The following is a 14950-nucleotide window of genomic DNA, read 5'->3' as shown; positions in this document are numbered from 1 at the left end:
GCTTTAAAGCTGGCCGAACAGCCAACGCACGTAGCGATCGACACCTTCCTGCACGCTCAGGAACGGCGCGTCGTAGCCGGCCGCGCGCAGCTTCGTGAGATCGGCCTGCGTGAAGCACTGATACTTGCCGCGCAGCGCATCGGGGAACGGAATGTACTCGATCAGCCCGCGTTGCACCTGCTCCGCGAGCGAGAGCGCCGGCTCGCTGTTCAGCGCGCGCAGCGTGTTGACCACCGTCGAGGCGATGTCGTTGAACGGCTGCGCACGGCCGCTACCGAGATTGAAGATGCCCGACTTCTCCGGATGATCGAGGAAGAACAGGTTGACCTTCACGACGTCTTCGACCGAAACGAAATCGCGCGTCTGCTCGCCCGGGTTATAGCCGTTGTACTCGCCGAACAGCTTGACCTTGCCTTCCGAGCGGAACTGGTTGAAGTTGTGAAACGCCACCGAAGCCATGCGCGCCTTATGCGTCTCGCGCTGGCCGTACACGTTGAAGTAGCGAAAGCCGGCGATCTGGCTCTTCGCCGTCGGCAACACGCGGCGGATCACCTGGTCGAACAGGAATTTCGAGTAGCCGTATACGTTCAGCGGCTTCTCCACTTCTCGCTCTTCGACGAAGCGGCTCGAGCCGCCATAGGTCGCCGCCGACGATGCGTACAGGAACTGCGCGCCCTGCGCCTGGCAGGCGTCGAGCACCGCGCGGCTGTAGCGGAAGTTGTTGTCCATCATGTAGCGGCCGTCGGTTTCCATCGTGTCCGAACAGGCGCCCTCGTGAAACACCGCGCGCACCTTGCCGAAGTCGCCGCGCGTAAAGCGCTCGGTGAATTCGGTCTTGTCGAGGTAGTCGTCGATTTCGCAATCGACGAGGTTCTTGAACTTGTCCGCGCGCGTGAGGTTATCCACGGCGATGATCCGTTGCTCGCCGCGTTCGTTGAGCGCCTTGACGAGATTGCTGCCGATAAAACCGGCCGCGCCGGTGACGATGAGGGTCATGGTCGTCCTGCGGAAATGAGGTTCAGCCTTCGCAACCCGCCGCCGGCCTCGCGACGGGACGCGAGGGGCGGGCGATGCGCGACATCATTGAAAGAGTTCGTCGTAGTCGACGGTAGCAGTGCCGAGTTTGCCGACCACGATGCCGGCCGCGCGATTCGCGAGCCCGACGGCTTCGACGAGCGACAGGCCCGCGCCGAGCATGACGGCGAGCGTGGCGATCACGGTGTCGCCCGCACCCGAGACATCATACACTTCGCGTGCATCGGCCAAAGCGTGCAGCACGCCTTCGTCGGTGAAGAGCGTCATGCCCTCCTCCGAGCGCGTCAGCAGCAGCGCCTTGAAGTCGAGCGACGCGCGCAGCGCCGCCACGCGCGCATGCAGGTCATCCTCCGACTTCCACTGCCCGACCACCTCGCGCAGCTCCGCGCGGTTCGGCGTGATCAGCGTGGCGCCGCGATAGCGTTCCCAGTCGTCGCCCTTCGGGTCGACCAGCACCGGTTTGCCGGCCGTGCGGGCGTGCGCGATCATCTGCGTCACGTGCGTGAGACCGCCCTTCGCGTAATCCGACATCAGGATCACGTCGTGAGCGGGCAGCAGTTCGTCGAAGCGCGCGAGACCCGCAAGCAGGATTTCATGCGCCGGCGTGTTCTCGAAATCGACGCGCAGCAGTTGCTGCTGACGCGAAAGCACGCGCAGCTTGATCGTGGTCAGGAGCGCCGGATCGCGCTCGAGGTGAGCCGCGACGCCGCTATCCTGAAGCAACTGCACGACGCGCTCGCCCGGCTCGTCGTGACCGACGACGCACAAGAGGCCCGTCTGCGCACCGAGCGCGACCGCATTGCGCGCGACGTTCGCCGCGCCGCCCAGCCGGTCTTCCTGCTTCTGCACATGAACGACGGGCACCGGCGCTTCAGGCGAAATGCGGTTGACGTCGCCAAACCAGTAGCGATCCAGCATCACGTCGCCGACCACCAGAACACGGGCACCCGCGAGCCGGGCGCGCGGGACGACACCCACATCGGGAATGGGCATGGCGTGCTCAGGCATTGGATGAGGCGTTGACCGTAGATTCGGAAAGTTCGACATGCGGACGTCCAATCGAGTGATAGTCGATGCCGAGTTCGGTCATCGCTTCGGGTTCGTACAGGTTGCGGCCATCGAAAATCAGCGGCGACTTGAGCACCGCCTTCAGATGGACGAAATCCGGGCTCTTGAACTCCTTCCATTCCGTGACGATCACGAGGGCATCCGCGCCGGAGAGCGTCTCGTCCTGCGTCGCGGTGAAATGCAGCCGCGCGAGTTGCGCGGGCTCATGACCGAGATCGAGGTTGAAGACGCGCCGCGCTTCGTCCACCGCGACCGGATCGTACGCGCGCACCGACGCGCCGCGCGCGAGCAGATCGGCGATCACGCGACGGCTCGGTGCTTCGCGCATGTCGTCGGTATTCGGCTTGAACGCGAGACCCCAGACGGCGAACGTACGGCCCGTCAGGTCGCTGCCGAGCATCTTGGTGATCTTGCGCACGAGCACTTCCTTCTGCTCGTGGTTCACTTCCTCGACCGCTTCGAGAATGCGCAGGCCCGGGCCCGTCTCGGCCGCCGTGCGGATCAGCGCCTGCACGTCCTTCGGAAAACACGAGCCGCCGTAGCCACAACCGGCGTACAGAAAGTGATAGCCGATACGCGGGTCCGAACCGATACCTCGACGCACCGCTTCGATATCCGCGCCGACGCGATCCGCCAGGTTCGCCATTTCGTTCATGAACGAAATGCGCGTGGCCAGCATCGCATTTGCCGCGTACTTCGTGAATTCGGCCGAACGGACATCCATGTAAAGCGTGCGTTCGTGGTTACGGTTGAACGGCGCGTACAGGCGCTTCATCTTTTCGCGCGCGCGCATTCCGGCTTCGTCGTCGTCGCTGCCGAGCACGATGCGATCGGGGCGCATGAAGTCGTCGACGGCGGCACCTTCCTTCAGAAACTCAGGATTCGACACCACCGAGAATTGATGCTGCGCGCTGCCCGCAAGGCCCCGTTTCGCGAGTTCCTCGTTGATCACGCCCTGCACGCGCTGGGCCGTGCCGACCGGCACCGTCGATTTATCGACGATCACCTTGTAGGCCGTCATGTGGCGGCCGATATTGCGGGCCGCTTCGAGCACGTATTGCAGATCGGCCGAGCCGTCTTCATCGGGCGGCGTGCCGACCGCGATGAACTGCACTTCGCCGTGCGCGACGCTCGCTTCGACGTCCGTCGAAAACTGGATGCGCCCGGCCGCGCGCGTACGCGCGATGATTTCCTGGAGGCCCGGCTCGTGGATCGGCACGCCGCCGCTATTGAGAATGTCGATCTTGCGCTGGTCGACGTCGAGGCAGAACACGTCGTTGCCGATTTCGGCGAGGCACGCGCCCGTGACGAGGCCAACATAGCCCGTGCCGATAATAGTGATTTTCATACGCGCTCCGGTCATGGTTTCCGGTGATGGATTCGCCTCGCGAACCCGGTTGTTACGGTGGGCAGCGGTCGCCGTTCAAGCCATCGCGCCACGGCGAAGCGGCTGCGCGTCATGCGCGCGCGACGCCTCTAACGGCGGACGCCGCGCCGCTGGCGGTCGCCCAGGTCGAAGACCCGCGCCCGATATTCAGTTCGGCGCGGTGATCGGCTCGACCCGGCGCGGCGCATAGGTTTCCCAACCGCTACAGCCCGGGCATTGCCAGTAGAAAAGGCGCGCCCGGAATCCGCAATTCTGGCACGTGTAGCGCGGCAGGTTCTTCGTGCGCTGCCGGATCAACGTGCGCATCAGTTCCAGCTCGCTGCGGCGCGGCTCTTCGGCCGTGGACTGCTGCGCTTCGAGCAGACGCGTCATGCCCGCCAGATTCGGCGACTTCTGCATCTGCGCCCGCGCCAGCGCGTGCGCCGCCTCCGGGCCACGCAACGCGGCGACATGCTGGTACGCGGCGTCGAGCAGATCGTTCGACGGATAGCGGTCGATCCACGTGGCCATCAGATCCGCGCCCTCTTCACCCCGGCCGAGCGCCTGATAGGCCTTCAGCAGTTTTTCCGCGACGAGCGGCAGATACGCGGGATTCTGCGCCTCGACATGCAGCCACTGCGCGATCGCCGCTTCCTGTGCGCCGCCCGCGGCATCGACGTCGCCAGACAGGATCGTCGCGCGCACGCTCTGCGGATTCGCCTTCAGCGCGAGACCGAGTTGCCGGCGCGCCTCTTCCGCATCCTGCTGCTGCAGCGCTTCCTGCGCGAGCTCGCAATGAAACTGCGCGACTTCCTTTTCAAGCGGCTCCGAGCCCATCGTTTCAAGCTGGCGCGCGGTATCGATGGATTTGTTCCAGTCCTTCTCGATTCCATAGATCGTGAGAAGCGCGCGCTGTGCGCCCATCGCGTAATCACCCGACTTGAGCGAACGGAACGTCTCCTCCGCGCGATCGAGCAGGCCCGCCTTCAGGAAATCCTGTCCCAGCTCGAACAGCGCGTGGTCGCGCTCCGTGACAGGCAGATCCGCCCGGCTCAACAGGTTCTGATGCACGCGGATCGCGCGTTCGGTCTCGCCGCGACGCCGGAACAGGTTGCCCAGCGCGAAATGCAGCTCGATGGTTTCAGGATCGAGCTTCACGACTTCGATGAACGCATCGATGGCCTGGTCCGGCTGTTCGTTCAGCAGGAAGTTCAGGCCGCGAAAATACGAACGCGGAAGGTTGGCGCTTTCGGACAGCAGCGTTTTGAGGTCATACCGCGCCGCCATCCAGCCCAACGCGAACGCGACGGGTATGGCGAGTAGCCACCAGAAATCCAGATCCATGCGAATTGTTCGGAAGTGGGAATTGAACGCCAGCGTGCGCAAACCGCGCACGCGGCAGGAAGAAAACTAGATCAGCGGCGGCAGCGGCGGTTCTTCGACAACCACGGGCGTCTCGCGCACGGCGCGCAATTCGCGTTTCAGACGGCCGTTTTCAAGCCGCAGGCGAACCATGGCCGGCATCGACGACAACAGACCCGCCAGCAACCCGACGACGAAGAACGCGAGACCGACCAGGATCAGCGGCGCCTGCCACGCATAACCGGCGAGGAAATTCAGCGTGGCGGGTTGCGTATTGGCGAACGCGAGCACCAGCAGCAACACGAACACCAGAACGCGGATCAACCAGACGATAAATTTCATGAATATGTCTCTTGACGGCAGTTGCGGGATGACGCCGGCCTGATGACGCGTCGCGCCACGGAATTGCCCGCGCCGAAGTGACCCGTATTGTAAATGAAGCATTCCCCGTGAGGCGCGAACCACAGGGGAATGACGAACGGGACAGACGAAAAAAAAGCGCCCGAAGGCGCTTTTTCTGGTCTTTGCCGTCTGCACTGGACACCGACGACGCTGCTCAATCTCACAGATCGTCGTCCGGCGACTCGGCTTTCAACGGCTCGCCCGCGCGACCATCGACGCGTTCGCGCAATTCCTTGCCAGGCTTGAAGTGCGGTACGTACTTCTCAGGTACCAGCACCTTTTCGCCCGATTTCGGATTGCGTCCGACGCGGGAAGGACGACGGTTCAAGCCGAAGCTGCCGAAGCCACGAATTTCAATGCGATGACCGTTGGCAAGCGCCTCCGACATCGCATCAAGCATCGTCTTCACCGCGAAATCCGCATCTTTGAGTACAAGCTGCGGAAATCGCGTAGCCAGCTGGGCGACCAATTCCGATTTGGTCATACTGCAGCAGACCTCTTAAGGCTTACTGGTTCTGGCCGTCGAGCTTGGCCTTCAGCAGCGCGCCGAGGTTCGTCGTGCCGGTTGCAGCCGAGCTCGAATCCGACGAAGCCAGGCCGCGGATCGCTTCCTGTTGCTCTGCCGAATCCTTGGCCTTGATCGACAGGTTGATGCCACGCGACTTGCGGTCGATGTTGATGATCATCGCATTGACCTTGTCGCCGTCCTTCAGGACGTTGCGTGCATCTTCCACGCGGTCTTGCGACAGTTCCGAAGCGCGCAGATAGCCTTCGACTTCCGCCGACAACTGAACCACTGCGCCCTTCGCATCCACCGTCTTGACCACGCCGTCGACGATCGAACCCTTGTCGTTCATCGCAACGAAGTTGCTGAACGGGTCGCCTTCGAGTTGCTTGATACCCAGCGAAATGCGTTCCTTCTCGACGTCGATGCCGAGAACGATGGCTTCGACTTCGTCGCCCTTCTTGTACTTGCGAACGGCTTCTTCGCCGGTTTCGCTCCACGACAGGTCCGACAGGTGAACCAGACCGTCGATGCCGCCCGGCAGACCGATGAAGACGCCGAAGTCGGTGATCGACTTGATTGCGCCTTGCAGCTTGTCGCCCTTCTTGAAGTTGCGGCTGAAGTCGTCCCACGGGTTCGGCTTGCATTGCTTCATGCCGAGGCTGATACGGCGACGGTCTTCGTCGATTTCGAGAACCATGACTTCGACTTCGTCGCCCAGTTGCACAACCTTCGACGGTGCAACGTTCTTGTTCGTCCAGTCCATTTCCGACACGTGAACCAGGCCTTCGATGCCCGATTCGACTTCGACGAATGCGCCGTAGTCGGTGATGTTCGTGACCTTGCCGAACAGGCGCGTGCCCGACGGGTAACGGCGGGAAATGCCTTCCCACGGATCGTCGCCGAGTTGCTTGATGCCCAGCGAAACGCGGTTCTTTTCCTGATCGAACTTGAGGATCTTCGCGGTGACTTCCTGGCCAACCGACAGCACTTCGCTCGGGTGACGCACACGACGCCATGCGATGTCGGTGATGTGCAGCAGGCCGTCGATACCGCCGAGGTCCACGAACGCGCCGTAATCGGTGATGTTCTTCACCACGCCTTCCACGATCGCGCCTTCCTTCAGCGTCTCGAGCAGCTTTGCGCGCTCTTCGCCTTGCGTGGCTTCGATCACGGCACGGCGCGACAGCACGACGTTGTTACGCTTGCGGTCGAGCTTGATGACGCGGAATTCGAGGGTCTTGCCTTCGTACGGGGTCGTGTCCTTGACCGGACGCGTGTCAACCAGCGAACCCGGCAGGAACGCGCGGATGCCATTGACCATGACGGTCATGCCGCCCTTGACCTTGCCCGTGATCGTGCCGGTCACGAGTTCGTTGTTGTCGAGAGCCTTTTCCAGCGACAGCCACGAAGCCAGACGCTTCGCCTTGTCGCGCGACAGGATCGTGTCGCCATAGCCGTTTTCCAGCGCGTCGATCGCGACGGAAACGAAGTCGCCCGCCTGCACTTCTACCTCGCCCGCGTCGTTCAGGAACTCTTCGAGCGGGATGTAGGCTTCGGACTTGAGACCAGCATTCACGACCACGAAGTTGTGGTCGACACGCACGACTTCGGCGGAGATCACTTCGCCAGCGCGCATGTCCTGCTTGGTCAGCGACTCTTCGAACAGAGCCGCAAAAGATTCGGTATTCGGGGTAGAGGTTTGCAGGTCGGACATAAAAATCAGAAGTTGCGGGTTTTCGCGCTGCCTGCCGGCCGGAATGGCCAGCGAATTCGCTGGGCGAACAGGGCAAAAATACGAATGCCACGCGGGGTTAAGGGGTTAAAACACGCTTCGCGCCTATCGCGAAGCACCTACTGCACTACACAATCAACGGCAAACTGCTTTGACTAACTTTTCACCACTACGCTCTGGTACCACTGCACCACCTGTTCGACCGTCTGGTCGACCGAAAGCGACGAGGTATCCAGAAGCCTTGCGTCCGCCGCGGGCTTGAGCGGCGCAGCCGCGCGCTGACTATCGCGTTCGTCGCGCTCGCGCAAATCCCGGAGCAAGTCATCTATATTAGCAGAAATTCCTTTTTGGATCAATTGCTTATACCGTCGCGCGGCGCGGGCCTCCGCGCTGGCGGTCAGGAACACCTTCAGCGTTGCGTCCTGGAAGATTACCGTGCCCATGTCGCGGCCGTCGGCGACCAGCCCCGGTTCCTTGCGAAACGCCCGCTGGCGTGCCACCAGCGCGGCCCGCACGGGCGCGTGAACCGCGATCGCCGAAGCCCGGTTGCCGATCTCTTCCTTGCGGATTTCGGCGGAAACGTCCACGCCGTCGAGCTGCGCAAGCCCTTCGCGGAACGTGATGTGCAGGTCGTTGATCAACGCGGCCAGCGCATCGGCGTCGTCGGTCTGGATGGCGTAGCGCAGGCTCGCCAGCGCGGCCAGCCGGTACAGCGCGCCGCTGTCCAGCAGGTGAAAGCCAAGGTGCGCGGCAACCAGCGCGGCGACGGTGCCCTTGCCGGAGGCGGTCGGGCCGTCGATCGTGATGACAGGCGTCTGGTGAAAGGGACGGATCGGTTTCATCTAGGGTCGCGCGTCAGGTCGAAGGGGATCAATTCGGTATTCGTCGTCAGGGTTGGGCGAGCGCCATGAAGCGCGCGAAATAGTCGGGGAACGTCTTGCCGACGCACTTCGGATCGTTGATGCGCACCGGCACGCCGCCGAGGCTCACCAGCGAGAAGCACATGGCCATCCGGTGGTCGTCGTACGTATCGATGGCGGCGTTCGGCGTCAGCTTCGCGGGCGGCGTGACGACGAGGTAGTCTTCGCCCTCCTCCACCTTCGCGCCGACCTTGCGCAGTTCGGTCGCCATCGCGGCGATCCGGTCGGTTTCCTTCACGCGCCAGCTGGCGATGTTGCGCAGCGTGCTCGTGCCGTCGGCGAAAAGCGCGGCCACGGCAATCGTCATGGCCGCGTCCGGGATCAGGTTGAAGTCCATGTCGATCGGGTCGAGCTTGCCGTGATCGTTGCCGATGCCGCGCACCTCGATCCAGTCGTCGCCCATCGACACGTTCGCGCCCATGCGCATCAGCGCGTTCGCAAAGCCGACGTCGCCCTGGATGCTCGCCCGTCCGACGCCTTCCACCCGCAGCGGGCCGCCGCCGAGCGCACCGGCCGCGAGAAAATACGACGCCGACGACGCGTCGCCTTCCACCATGATCCGCCCCGGCGACTGGTAGCGCCTGCCGGACGGCACCGTGAAGCGCTGCCATCCGAGCCGCTCGACCTCGATGCCAAAGCGCGCCATCAGCTTGATCGTGATGTCGATGTAGGGCTTCGAAATCAGCTCACCCTCGACGTCGACGATCGTCACGCCGCTCTCCGTTTTCAGAAGCGGCAGCGTCATCAGCAAGGCGGTCAGGAACTGGCTCGAGACATCGCCGCGCACGCGGATCGGCGTTTCCGCGGCGATGTCGCCGGCACGGATGCGCAGCGGCGGATAGCCTTCGTTTTCCTCGTAGTCGATCCTCGCGCCGATCTGTCGCAGGCCGTCGACCAGATCGCCGATCGGCCTCTCGTGCATGCGCGGCACGCCATGCACGCGGTAATCGCCGCCCTGCACGGCCAGCGCCGCCGTCAGCGGACGCACCGCCGTGCCGGCGTTGCCAAGGAACAGGTCGGCCGTCTTCGCCGTGAACGCGCCGCGCGTGCCGGTGACCACGCAGGTGTCGCCGTCGCGCTTGAGCTTCACGCCGAGTTGCTCGAGCGCGGCCAGCATCACGCGCGTGTCGTCGGAGTCGAGCAGGTTCGTGATCGTCGTTTCGCCTTCGGCGAGCGAAGCCAGCAGCAGCACGCGGTTCGAAATGCTCTTCGAGCCCGGCAGGCGGATCGTGCCGGACGCATGGGAAAAAGGTCCGAGATCGAGATGTTCCATGAAGTGTGTCCTGTTATTTCGAGGCGTCGCCGGCGGAGATTTTCGCGCCGCCGCGTTCCTGCCATTCGGTTCGCGCCACGCGCGAGCGGGCGAAGACGGCTTCGAGCGCGGCGCCATCACCGGCTTCGATTGCGGCGCGCAGGCGCGTCAGCACGGCCATGTAGTCGTCGAGTTCTTCCAGCAGCGCGGCGCGGTTCGCCACGCAGATGTCGCGCCACATTTCCGGACTCGACGCCGCGATCCGCGTGAAATCGCGAAAGCCGCCGGCGGCGAGCGAAAACTTCAGCGCGGCGTCCGGCGAATTCAGAATCTGCTCGACGAGCGCGAACGACAGCACATGCGGCAGATGGCTCACCGAAGCGAGCACGCGGTCGTGCTGCTCCGGCGACATGTTCGACACGCTCGTGCCGGTTGCACGCCACATCGCCGCGACGCGCTCCACCGCCTGCGGATCGTTTTCCGGCAACGGGCACAGCACGACATTGCGGCCGACGTACAGATCCGGCAGGGCGGCGTCCACGCCGCTCGATTCGCGGCCGGCAACCGGATGCCCCGGCACGAACTGGCCGATGCGCGCACCGAGTGCCGCACGCGCGGCCGCCACCACGTCGGACTTCGTGCTGCCGGCGTCCGTGATGACAGTGGCGTCGTCGAGGAACGGCGCGATGCGCTCCAGCAGCGACTGGGTCTGAGCAACCGGTGCTGCCAGCAGCACGAAGTCGGCGCCGGCAAGCGCCGCGCGCAACGCCGCATCGTCGGCGAGCGCGGCGGTTGCATCGATCACGCCGAGCTCCAGCGCGCGCGCCGTCGATGCCGCCGAACGGCCCACGCCGGTCACGCTTCGCGCGCCCGACACGCCGCCGCGTTCGCGCAACGCGCGCGCAAGCGATCCGCCGATCAGGCCGACCCCAAAAATCACCAGTTTGTTAAAGGAAAACGCGGCCACGGCGGTCACAGAAAAAGCGCGCCTGGAACGGCGCGCGGTAACGGGTCGAACCGCTCAGCTAGCGGCGGCGAGAGTTTTTTCGAGCGCCGCGATGAACGCCTCGTTTTCAGCCTGCAGGCCGATCGTGACGCGCAGCCACTGCGGCAAACCGTAGTTGCCGACCGGACGCACGATCACGCCCTGCTTCAGCAAGCCAAGGTTCACGCGGTTGCCGGCGTTGTCGTCGCTGCCGACACGCACCAGCACGAAGTTGCCGTCCGACGGCACATACTCGAGACCGAGCCGCCCGAACGCTTCGGTCAGCACGCGATAGCCCTTTGCATTCAGCGCGGCGCTTTCTTCGAGAAACGCCTTGTCGTTCAGCGCGGCGATCGCGGCCGCCTGGGCGAGCGTGTTCACGTTGAACGGCTGGCGCAGACGGTTCAGCAGATCGGTCAGTTCCGGCTGCGCAATGGCAAAACCGACGCGCAGACCAGCGAGGCCATACGCCTTCGAGAACGTGCGCGACACGAGCAGGTTCGGATAGCGGCGCACCCACGCGATCGAGTCGTAGCGTTTTTGCGGCGCGAGGTACTCCGTGTACGCCTCGTCGAGCACCACGACGACGTCGCGCGGCACCTTGTCGAGAAACGCTTCGAGCGCCGGGCCTTCGATATACGTGCCCGTCGGATTGTTCGGGTTCGCGACGAAAATCAGCCGCGTATCGGCGGTGATCGCGGCGAGCATCGCGTCGAGATCGTGACCGTACTTCACGGCCGGCACGACGATCGCGCGCGCGCCGAGGCCTTGCGTAGCCAGCGCGTAGACGGCGAACGAATACTGCGCGTAGACGACCGACTGGCCCTTCTCGACGATCGCATGCGCCGCGATTTCGAGGATGTCGTTGCTGCCGTTACCCAGCGTGATCCAGTCGGCGGGTACGTCATGGCGCGCGGCCAGTGCGGCCTTCAGTTCAAACGCGTTCGAATCCGGGTAGCGGCCCAGCTCGTTCGCGGCTTTCACCATCGCCTGCTTCGCCGATTCGGGCATGCCGAGCGGGTTTTCGTTCGACGCGAGCTTCACGATGCGCGCTTCATCGAGGCCGAACTCGCGGGCGACTTCCGAAATCGGTTTGCCAGCGACGTAAGGCGCGATGTCGCGCACATAGGAAGGACCGAATTGCGATGTCATGAGTGACTCCAGATCGACTTTGCCAGCTGGCTGAACGGGTAAAAGGGTGGCGCCGCGATATCAGCGCGAGCGCGGATACGAGCCGAGAATCTTCACGAAAGCGGCCTTCTTTTCGAGGTCCACCAGCGCCTCCGCGACAGTTGCGTCGTCGCGATGGCCTTCGAAGTCGATGTAGAAGTAGTACTCCCACGTGCCGACGCGGGCCGGTCGCGATTCGAAGCGCGTCATCGAAACACCGTGCCGCGCGAGCGGCTCCAGCAGCTTCACGAGCGCGCCCGGCTCGTTCTTGACCGACAGGATCAGCGAGGTCTGGTCGTTGCCGCTGACGCCCGCCGGTTCCTTGCCGATCATCACGAAGCGCGTGCGGTTGTGCGGATCGTCCTGAATCAGCGCGTACGCGACCTGCAGGCCGTAATGTGTCGCCGCGCGATCGCCGGCGATCGCCGCGACCGTGGGGTCTTCCGCGGCCATGCGCGCGGCCTCGGCGTTGCTCGCCACCGCCTGACGTTCGAGATGCGGCGCGTTGGCCGTGAGCCAGCGCTGGCATTGGGCGAGCGCCTGTGCATGCGCGCAGACGCGCGTCACGCCGGTCAGGCCGCCATTGAGCGACAGCAGGTTGTGATGGATCGGCAACGCAAGCTCGCCGCCGATCACAAGCTGCGTCTGCAGCAGCAGGTCGAGCGTGCGCGACACGGCGCCTTCCGTCGAATTCTCGACCGGCACGACGCCGAACTCGGCCGCGCCGGCTTCGACCGAACGGAACACTTCATCGATCGACGGGCACGGCAGCCCTTCGATCGACTGACCGAAGTACTCGTGCATCGCCTGTTCGCTATACGTGCCGACCGGCCCGAGATACGCGGCACGGATGGTTTTTTCGAGCGCGCGGCTCGCGGCCATGATTTCGCGCCAGATCGCGCTGATGTGATCGTCGGCGAGCGGGCCGTCGCTCATGCCCTGCAGGCGCGCGATGACCTGCTGCTCGCGCTCCGGCCGAAACACGGGCGCGTTGAAATGCTTCTTCACCTCGCCCACTTCGAGGGCGACCGCGGCCCGTTGATTGAGGAGCGAAATCAGTTGCGCGTCGATCGAGTCGATGCGGTCGCGCAACGGTTTGAGTCTTGAATTAAGTTCGTCGTCCATGCGTGAAAACGGCCCTGCCGGAGAATACGGAAAAGGATGCGCGCCGGTGATCAGGCGCCGCGTTGTTCGAATTCCTTCATGTACTCGACGAGCGCCTTGACGCCTTCGAGCGGCACCGCGTTGTAAATCGACGCCCGCATGCCGCCGACGGACTTGTGGCCCTTCAGCTGCACCAGCCCGCGCGCTTTCGCGCCGGCCAGGAAATCTTCGTTACGCGACTCGTCGGCGAGGAAAAACGGTACGTTCATCCGCGACCGCGCGTTGCGCTCGACCTTGTTCAGATAGAAACGGCTCGCATCGATCGTGTCGTAAAGCAGCTTCGACTTTTCGAGATTGCGCGCTTCCATGGCTGCAAGGCCGCCCTGCTTCTTCAACCACTTGAACACGAGTCCGGCGATGTAGATCGCGTACGTGGGCGGCGTGTTGTACATCGAATTGTTTTCGGCGACCGTCTTCCATTCGAACGCCGACGGGCAGATCGCGAGCGCGCGGTCGAGCATGTCCTCGCGCACGATCACCACCGTGACGCCCGCCATGCCGATGTTCTTCTGCGCGCCGCCGAACAGCACGCTGTACTTGGCGATGTCCATCGGGCGCGACAGGATGTGCGACGACGCGTCCGCGACGAGCGGAATATCGCCGAGATCGGGAATCTCGAAGGTCTCGACGCCGTGGATCGTCTCGTTCGTGCACAGATGCACGTAAGCCGGATCGTCCGACAGCTTCCATTCGGCAAACGACGGCGCGCGCGTGAAACCGTCCGCCGTCTGACCTGACGCGGCAATGTGCGCGGCGCCGTACTTCTGCGCTTCCTTCAGCGATTTCTGCGACCACGAACCCGTGATGACGAAATCGATATTCCTGCGTGTACCGAGCATGTTCATCGGCACGATCGCGTTTTCGCCGAGACCGCCGCCCTGCAGGAACAGGATGCGATGGCTTGCCGGCACCGCGAGCAGCTCGCGCAGATCCGTGAGCGCCTCTTCATGGATCGACATGAATTCTTTCCCGCGATGGCTCATTTCCATCACGCTCATGCCGCTGCCATTCCAGTCGAGCATTTCAGCCGCCGCCTGGCGCAGCACTTCTTCGGGCATGGCCGCCGGTCCGGCGGAGAAATTAAAGACGCGCATCTTGAAAACCCCGGAAGCAGGCGCGCCGCGGAAACTGCGGGATTGCGCGCCTGAAAAGAAAATGGTCGTCTGCGCGTGCGCGCAAACGACCATTATCGCACTGACACTGGCAACCCGCCAAACCCGGACGGCCGTAAGGCGCCCTTGTATGGCCGGTCGCGGCAGCGCCGGCTGAGCCTGTCGACCCGCTTACTTCGCGGCGGCGGCCGGCTTGACCGAAGCGACTTCCTTGTCAGCCTGGTCGCGCGTTGCCTTGATCGATTGCGGCATGTACTTCTGCATCAGACCGTTCACCACGTCGCGGCCCACCTGGTCTTGCACCTGGATGAACTTGCGGCCCGTCGGGCTCTTGTAGAACGTCGTCAGGTCCTTGATTTCCTGCGTGCTGTAGTACTTCGCGTACGCGTCGTACTGAGCCTGCATCGCGTCCTGGCGGAACGAGTCCGTTGCGAACACCTGACCTGCCGAGTCAACCAGCTTCGGCACCGTGTTCTTTTGCAGCGTCGGGACGGAAGCCTGCTTCTGCTTGTCCGTCAACGACTTGTTTTCCGACAGGGCGTCCGACAGGATGGCCGGAACCAGTTGCTTGGCCTGCATTTGCGCGCTGTTACCGATTGCGCCGACGAGCTTCTGCGCGTCGATCGCGTCCAGCAGATCCTTGATCGCAGCCTGCTTGGCCGGATCAACAGGTGCTGCTGCAGTTGCTGCCGCAGCCGGCGCTGCCTGCTGGGTTTGAAGTGCTTGCGCCATCGCGAGGGTCGGGACGAAAGCGGCCAGCAACATCAACTGTTTGAATCGTTTTTGCATCATTACTCCCTAAGAGAAATAGATCGAACTACCCGCCGCCCGAACCGCGCCGCAACCTCACAGGTGGGCGCAGATTCATGCGGCT

The 14950-nt window shown here is 63.6% G+C and carries 14 protein-coding genes; all 14 read right to left on the bottom strand.

The genetic code is table 11. The features are described 5' to 3' along the window. Positions 1-3: 3 nt before the first annotated feature. The 14 genes from rfaD to BLV45_RS03405 all read right to left on the bottom strand — a co-directional run bounded on the left by rfaD (position 4) and on the right by BLV45_RS03405 (position 14865). Positions 4-996 (bottom strand): ADP-glyceromanno-heptose 6-epimerase, encoded by a 993-nt coding sequence (rfaD, locus tag BLV45_RS03470; RefSeq protein ID WP_090529008.1) that lies wholly within the window; start codon positions 994-996, stop codon positions 4-6. A gap of 84 nt (positions 997-1080) precedes the next feature. Beyond that, positions 1081-2028 carry a D-glycero-beta-D-manno-heptose-7-phosphate kinase gene (gene rfaE1 / locus BLV45_RS03465; protein ID WP_176954056.1) on the bottom strand — a complete coding sequence of 316 codons (948 nt, stop codon included), beginning with the start codon at positions 2026-2028 and terminating at the stop codon, positions 1081-1083. 7 nt (positions 2029-2035) lie between these two features. After that, complete coding sequence (locus BLV45_RS03460; protein WP_090529001.1) at positions 2036-3451, bottom strand: UDP-glucose dehydrogenase family protein; 1416 nt, start codon at positions 3449-3451, stop codon at positions 2036-2038. Between the two features lie 186 nt (positions 3452-3637). Beyond that, the gene (lapB, locus tag BLV45_RS03455; protein WP_090528998.1) at positions 3638-4813 is read right to left on the bottom strand and encodes a lipopolysaccharide assembly protein LapB; all 1176 of its coding nucleotides are present in this window, start codon (positions 4811-4813) and stop codon (positions 3638-3640) included. Positions 4814-4879: 66 nt separating this feature from the next. Continuing rightward, on the bottom strand, positions 4880-5173 hold the full coding sequence (locus tag BLV45_RS03450) for a LapA family protein (protein WP_090528995.1): 294 nt from the start codon (positions 5171-5173) through the stop codon (positions 4880-4882). Between the two features lie 220 nt (positions 5174-5393). Beyond that, positions 5394-5717 (bottom strand): integration host factor subunit beta, encoded by a 324-nt coding sequence (locus tag BLV45_RS03445; RefSeq protein WP_090528992.1) that lies wholly within the window; start codon positions 5715-5717, stop codon positions 5394-5396. A gap of 22 nt (positions 5718-5739) precedes the next feature. Next, a complete protein-coding gene (rpsA, locus tag BLV45_RS03440; protein WP_090528989.1) occupies positions 5740-7455 on the bottom strand; it encodes a 30S ribosomal protein S1 in 1716 nt (571 codons plus the stop codon). A 173-nt stretch (positions 7456-7628) separates the two neighbouring features. Further along, positions 7629-8315 carry a (d)CMP kinase gene (gene cmk / locus BLV45_RS03435; protein WP_090528986.1) on the bottom strand — a complete coding sequence of 229 codons (687 nt, stop codon included), beginning with the start codon at positions 8313-8315 and terminating at the stop codon, positions 7629-7631. A gap of 46 nt (positions 8316-8361) precedes the next feature. Then, a complete protein-coding gene (gene aroA, locus BLV45_RS03430) occupies positions 8362-9666 on the bottom strand; it encodes a 3-phosphoshikimate 1-carboxyvinyltransferase (protein WP_090528983.1) in 1305 nt (434 codons plus the stop codon). 13 nt (positions 9667-9679) lie between these two features. Continuing rightward, positions 9680-10621, bottom strand: coding sequence for a prephenate dehydrogenase (locus BLV45_RS03425; RefSeq protein WP_090528980.1), 942 nt, complete (start codon positions 10619-10621; stop codon positions 9680-9682). Positions 10622-10666: 45 nt separating this feature from the next. Beyond that, positions 10667-11782 (bottom strand): histidinol-phosphate transaminase, encoded by a 1116-nt coding sequence (gene hisC, locus BLV45_RS03420; RefSeq protein ID WP_090528977.1) that lies wholly within the window; start codon positions 11780-11782, stop codon positions 10667-10669. A 60-nt stretch (positions 11783-11842) separates the two neighbouring features. Then, the gene (gene pheA / locus BLV45_RS03415; protein WP_090528974.1) at positions 11843-12925 is read right to left on the bottom strand and encodes a prephenate dehydratase; all 1083 of its coding nucleotides are present in this window, start codon (positions 12923-12925) and stop codon (positions 11843-11845) included. 50 nt (positions 12926-12975) lie between these two features. Further along, on the bottom strand, positions 12976-14058 hold the full coding sequence (serC, locus tag BLV45_RS03410; RefSeq protein ID WP_090531023.1) for a 3-phosphoserine/phosphohydroxythreonine transaminase: 1083 nt from the start codon (positions 14056-14058) through the stop codon (positions 12976-12978). A gap of 189 nt (positions 14059-14247) precedes the next feature. Then, entirely contained in the window at positions 14248-14865 is a 618-nt protein-coding gene (locus BLV45_RS03405) for a DUF2059 domain-containing protein (RefSeq protein WP_090531020.1), read from the bottom strand. Positions 14866-14950: the final 85 nt, after the last annotated feature.

The sequence above is a fragment of the Paraburkholderia sartisoli genome (assembly GCF_900107685.1).
Taxonomy (GTDB): Bacteria; Pseudomonadota; Gammaproteobacteria; order Burkholderiales; family Burkholderiaceae; genus Paraburkholderia; species Paraburkholderia sartisoli.
Note: the sequence above shows the minus strand (reverse complement) of the source record. Positions and strands in the feature narration are given on the sequence as shown.

Coding starts and splice junctions, on each gene's coding strand:
- rfaD (WP_090529008.1), bottom strand. CDS start 996: ATGACCCTCATCGTCACCGGCGCGGCCGGTTTTATCGGCAGCAATCTC.
- rfaE1 (WP_176954056.1), bottom strand. CDS start 2,028: ATGCCCATTCCCGATGTGGGTGTCGTCCCGCGCGCCCGGCTCGCGGGT.
- BLV45_RS03460 (WP_090529001.1), bottom strand. CDS start 3,451: ATGAAAATCACTATTATCGGCACGGGCTATGTTGGCCTCGTCACGGGC.
- lapB (WP_090528998.1), bottom strand. CDS start 4,813: ATGGATCTGGATTTCTGGTGGCTACTCGCCATACCCGTCGCGTTCGCG.
- BLV45_RS03450 (WP_090528995.1), bottom strand. CDS start 5,173: ATGAAATTTATCGTCTGGTTGATCCGCGTTCTGGTGTTCGTGTTGCTG.
- BLV45_RS03445 (WP_090528992.1), bottom strand. CDS start 5,717: ATGACCAAATCGGAATTGGTCGCCCAGCTGGCTACGCGATTTCCGCAG.
- rpsA (WP_090528989.1), bottom strand. CDS start 7,455: ATGTCCGACCTGCAAACCTCTACCCCGAATACCGAATCTTTTGCGGCT.
- cmk (WP_090528986.1), bottom strand. CDS start 8,315: ATGAAACCGATCCGTCCCTTTCACCAGACGCCTGTCATCACGATCGAC.
- aroA (WP_090528983.1), bottom strand. CDS start 9,666: ATGGAACATCTCGATCTCGGACCTTTTTCCCATGCGTCCGGCACGATC.
- hisC (WP_090528977.1), bottom strand. CDS start 11,782: ATGACATCGCAATTCGGTCCTTCCTATGTGCGCGACATCGCGCCTTAC.
- pheA (WP_090528974.1), bottom strand. CDS start 12,925: ATGGACGACGAACTTAATTCAAGACTCAAACCGTTGCGCGACCGCATC.
- serC (WP_090531023.1), bottom strand. CDS start 14,058: ATGCGCGTCTTTAATTTCTCCGCCGGACCGGCGGCCATGCCCGAAGAA.
- BLV45_RS03405 (WP_090531020.1), bottom strand. CDS start 14,865: ATGCAAAAACGATTCAAACAGTTGATGTTGCTGGCCGCTTTCGTCCCG.